The organism is Bradyrhizobium macuxiense (assembly GCF_001542415.1).
GTDB classification, from domain to species: Bacteria; Pseudomonadota; Alphaproteobacteria; order Rhizobiales; family Xanthobacteraceae; genus Bradyrhizobium; species Bradyrhizobium macuxiense.
Genome location: NZ_LNCU01000030.1, coordinates 64,331 through 68,599 on the forward strand (window position 1 = coordinate 64,331; position 4,269 = coordinate 68,599).

Here is a 4,269-nt window from a genome sequence, read left to right on the forward strand (position 1 = left end):
CCCGCCGATCACGCGTGACGGGGCGCGGTTCAAGGTCGACCAGACCAACAACTCCTACATCTTCCCGGGTGTCGGGCTCGGAGCGCTCGCGGTCGGCGCAGGCCGCGTCAGCGACGGCATGTTCATGGCCGCGGCCAAGGCGCTGGCGAGCGTCTCGCCGGCGCGCGATAATCCGAAGCACAATTTGCTGCCGCCGGTGAGCGCGCTGCGCGAGGTCGCGGTGACGGTTGCACTTGCGGTGGCGCTTCAGGCGCACAAGGAGGGGCTCGCCAAGGACGTTCCGATCGATCAGATAGAACGGCGCATCCAGGCCAAGGTCTGGACACCCCGTTACGTTCCGTATCGCCGCAGCGACCGGTCTTAGTGCACCGGGCGCATTAGCTACACGTGATCTGCCGCGCTGTGGGCGAGGCAGGTCGCGCGGCATGACGCGCGTGGAGCGCAGTCGAACGGCTCTCACTGCAAGCCGTCACTCCCGCATCGCATGGGTGTCGTACCAGCCGGGCGGCGGAAATTGCGTCGCCGGGTTCAAATAGTGTTTGGAGCCCTTGAGGCGAAACATCGTCTCTTGAACCTTGCCGACCATATTGAACGCGCTTTTCGCGCCGCCGCCAAACAGCCCAAGGTCTCCGTTGATCGCATAGCCACGGAATATGCTCTTGTAGAGCTCGATGGCTTCAAGCGCGCTGACCCATGTTCCGGGCAACTCATCTCCGAACAGGCCGCTGCTTCCGTGCTTGAACCGCCAATCGACAAACTCTCCTTCCCTGGGAGTCGTCGGGCATCTCTGCATGGAGACCAGCGACTGGTCCATGATTCTGTATTTCCGGTAACCCAGCCTTTCGAAGGTCTCGAACTCTTCGATGAGCTTTTTCCAGCTGGTCTTGTCGGACTCGATGGAGACGAATTTGGGGAGCTCGGAAAGGCCCTCCAGAGACGCCAGGGCGTCGAGGTCATTGCCCTCGATATCGATCTTGCAATATCGGGGAACGCCGTGCTGCTTCAGAAGGTCAGCCAGTTTGGAGGCTTGTATCGTTAGCGTTCGTCCGACACCAGCGCCGAAGTTCCTGTTCCTTTCGGACCACTCCGGATTGGCCGTTCCCCATTCCGAAACGCGATCGTCGACATAAAAGTTGATGTTCCCGGGCGTGCTCGAAACCGCAACATTGACCACAGAGAGGGCGCCCGACGCGACGTATTCCGAGAAGCGCTTGCTGATGGACGCGCAGAATTCCGGCATCGCCTCGATCGCGACAACGCGAAACCCTTTCTTCAAGTAGAATTCGGTGTCCTCGCCCTTGTGGGCGCCGACGTCGTAAATGAGGGTCTCGTCCATGACCGGTCCTTTGCGTGCCCCAAGGCAAAGAAGGTGAGTTGGGAAAGTGACGATTTGAGGGGCTGTCGCGCCTTCAATGTAGCTTGCGTGGATTGTCGATTTGGCGCGGCCGTGCCCAAGAGTCAGTCAAGCAACAGTAAAGCGTCATCCGCCACTGGGCGTGAGGGACGATACGCCTTCGACTCATCCCATCCGCCCTGCGTCTAACTAAAGTTCTAGCCTCGAGTTCCAATTCTGATGGAACCCTGGGGGCGCAATGTCGTTTGTGATCAAACGACCCAATCAGGCACAATCCATGCGGGGGCTTGTCGAAGGGAGATCATCCCATGGCAACACTCGGCCTCGATGCCACGCAACTCAGTCCGTCCGAGCATCAGCGCCAGCTTCGTCGCGCGGTCATCGCCTCCACGATCGGGACCGCGATCGAATGGTATGATTTCTTCCTCTACAGCACCGTCACCGGCCTGGTGTTCGCAAAGCTGTTCTTTCCGCATTCCGATCCCTGGGTCGGCACGCTGGAGGCATTCGCGATCTATGCCGTCGGCTTCGTCGCCCGCCCGATCGGGGCTGCGATCTTCGGACATTATGGCGACCGTATCGGCCGCAAGTCGACGCTGATCGCGACGCTGCTGCTGATGGGACTGGCGACCGCGGCGGTCGCAGTGGTGCCGGCCTATGCGAGCATCGGCATCTGGGGCGCGGTGATCCTGACCGTGCTGCGCTTCATCCAGGGCATCGGCGTCGGCGGCGAATGGGGCGGCTCGGTGTTGATGTCGATGGAATGGGCACGCAACGACCGGTCGCGCGGCTTGATCGCGTCATGGCCGCAATTCGGCGTACCCTGCGGCCTGTTCCTCGCCAATCTCGCCGTGCTCGCATTCAGCCAGATGTCGGGCGATCAGTTCCTCGCCTGGGGCTGGCGCATTCCGTTCGCACTCAGCCTGATCCTGGTCGGCGTCGGCCTCTATATCCGGCTTGGCATCCTGGAAACGCCGGTGTTCTCGAAGCTGCTCGCCGAGCGCCAGCTCGACCGCACGCCGATGCTGACGGTGATCAGGGAATATCCTCGGGAGATCCTGCTGTCCGCGTTTGCGCGGATGGCCGAGCAGGCGCCGTTCTACATCTTCACCGCCTTCGTGTTCTCCTACGGCATCGGCACGCTTCATCTCACGCGCGACCTGCTGCTGACCGCGGTGCTCGCTGCCTCGGTGGTGTCCTTCGTCTCGATCCCGGTGTTCGGGTATCTGTCCGACCAGATCGGCCGCAAGAACATGTACATGATCGGCGCTATCGTGACCGGCGTGTTCGGCTTCATCTACTTCGCGATGCTCGACACCGCCTCGGAGCCGATCGTCTTCCTCGCGATCGTGTTGTCGCTGATCCCGCATGACATGCTGTACGGCCCGCAGGCCGCGCTGATCGCGGAGAGCTTCACCGGACGCCTGCGCTACAGCGGTTCGTCGCTCGGCTATCAGCTCGCCTCCGTGATCGCCGGCGGTCCGGCGCCGCTGATCGCGGCCTGGCTGTTCGGCACGTTCAAGTCCGCGACCGCGATCGCGGTCTACATCGCGGCTTGCGCCGTCATCACGCTGATCGCGACAGCGCTGATGACCGACTACACCGGCAAGGACATCAACGCGGCGGACGCGCACGAGCGACGGGCTTGAAGCAAGCAAGGGAGAAGTCGATATGATCAAATGGCGGAGTGAATCGGCGCTCGATATCTACAATCTGGTGGTAGCCATCTTCCTGCTCGCCGCGCCCTGGCTCTTTGCGCATGCCAACCGGACGGCGGCGATCGATCTCAGGACGAGCGGGGTGGTGATCGCCGTGCTGTCGCTGGCGGCGATCGCTGCGTTTTCCGTCTGGGAGGAGTGGATCAATTTGTTCGTGGGGGTGTGGCTGATCGTGTCGCCATGGCTGCTCGGCTTCGCTCACACCCGCGCGATGCATTTCAGCATCGCGGCAGGCGCGGTGGTGGCGTTCATGGCCTTGCTCGAGCTGTGGCTGGAATACGAGAAGACGCATTTCGGACCGGCCGCAACTCACGTCACCGAGAAGCATTAGGATCGATTGATCTTCGGGATACTGCAAACCGGGCGCCCGCCTCGAGCGGGCGCTCGCGTGTCGGTGATCGCCTGTGATGAAATAACTTCAAGCATCGATCGTTCTTGGTCACAGGAGCCGGGCCGGCCCGGTTTCCACCACCCTGTGGAGAAAACCTATGACCAAGTTGACCTTCGTCGCGGTTGCGCTGGTTGCGGCCGCTGCTTATTCGGCCCAGGCTTCCGCCGCCGGCAGCAATGCCGCGTCACGGCGCGCCCATGCGTCGACCGTGAGCAGCAGCAAGATCACCGACTGCGTGCGCGCGCCGAACGTTGGATCGTTCGCAACCGCTCCGTATACGGAGCCGCCCTGCATGCCAGGCACGATGCGCTGATCGCGCACAGCAAAAAGCCCCGGACGCGAGGTCCGGGGCTTGGTCTGCCATCTTGAGGTCAGCCTATTCCGGCTTGCCGATCGCGACCTTCAGCGTGCCGACGCCGTCGACGCCGCATTCGAGCTTGTCGCCGGGCTGCAACTGCGAGACGCCGGCCGGCGTGCCCGTCATGATGATGTCGCCGGCGGCGAGCTTCACCTGCTGGGAGAGCTGCCAGATGATCTCGGGCACGCTCCAGATCAGCTCGGTGAGGTCGCCCTTCTGCGCTTCCTTGCCGTTGACGGTGAGCCAGATCTTGCCCTTCGAGGGATGGCCGATCTTCGCGGCCGGCTCGATCGCGGAGCAGGGCGCAGAATAGTCGAACGACTTGCCGACCTCCCACGGGCGCTCCTTCTTGCGCGAGGCGATCTGCAAGTCGCGGCGCGTCAGGTCGATACCGACGGCGTAGCCGTAGACATGCTCGAGCGCCTTGTCGGCCGGGATGTTGAGCCCG

General features: G+C 62.6%; 6 protein-coding genes. 4 read left to right on the top strand and 2 right to left on the bottom strand.

Features of this window, described 5'->3' with window-relative positions; genetic code table 11:
- Positions 1-364: malic enzyme-like NAD(P)-binding protein (locus AS156_RS44015; RefSeq protein ID WP_283807908.1), on the top strand; the 364-nt coding region annotated here is incomplete at its 5' end.
- A gap of 105 nt (positions 365-469) precedes the next feature.
- On the opposite strand, the gene AS156_RS06815 is transcribed toward AS156_RS44015, so the two are convergent.
- A complete protein-coding gene (locus tag AS156_RS06815) occupies positions 470-1,336 on the bottom strand; it encodes an FkbM family methyltransferase (protein ID WP_066501687.1) in 867 nt (288 codons plus the stop codon).
- 326 nt (positions 1,337-1,662) lie between these two features.
- On the opposite strand from AS156_RS06815, the gene AS156_RS06820 reads away from it, so the two are divergent.
- The 3 genes from AS156_RS06820 to AS156_RS40410 all read left to right on the top strand — a co-directional run bounded on the left by AS156_RS06820 (position 1,663) and on the right by AS156_RS40410 (position 3,776).
- Positions 1,663-3,003, top strand: a complete 1,341-nt coding sequence (locus tag AS156_RS06820; RefSeq protein ID WP_066501690.1) for an MFS transporter — start codon at positions 1,663-1,665, stop codon at positions 3,001-3,003.
- Positions 3,004-3,025: 22 nt separating this feature from the next.
- Complete coding sequence (locus tag AS156_RS06825; protein WP_066501696.1) at positions 3,026-3,403, top strand: SPW repeat protein; 378 nt, start codon at positions 3,026-3,028, stop codon at positions 3,401-3,403.
- A gap of 157 nt (positions 3,404-3,560) precedes the next feature.
- A complete protein-coding gene (locus AS156_RS40410) occupies positions 3,561-3,776 on the top strand; it encodes a hypothetical protein (protein WP_082747367.1) in 216 nt (71 codons plus the stop codon).
- A gap of 63 nt (positions 3,777-3,839) precedes the next feature.
- On the opposite strand, the gene AS156_RS44020 is transcribed toward AS156_RS40410, so the two are convergent.
- The coding region (locus tag AS156_RS44020; RefSeq protein ID WP_245312574.1) for a fumarylacetoacetate hydrolase family protein at positions 3,840-4,269 on the bottom strand (430 nt) is incomplete at its 5' end.

Excerpts from the sequence above, each read along its gene's own strand:
- AS156_RS06815 (WP_066501687.1), bottom strand. The coding sequence starts at position 1,336 with ATGGACGAGACCCTCATTTACGACGTCGGCGCCCACAAGGGCGAGGAC.
- AS156_RS06820 (WP_066501690.1), top strand. The coding sequence starts at position 1,663 with ATGGCAACACTCGGCCTCGATGCCACGCAACTCAGTCCGTCCGAGCAT.
- AS156_RS06825 (WP_066501696.1), top strand. The coding sequence starts at position 3,026 with ATGATCAAATGGCGGAGTGAATCGGCGCTCGATATCTACAATCTGGTG.
- AS156_RS40410 (WP_082747367.1), top strand. The coding sequence starts at position 3,561 with ATGACCAAGTTGACCTTCGTCGCGGTTGCGCTGGTTGCGGCCGCTGCT.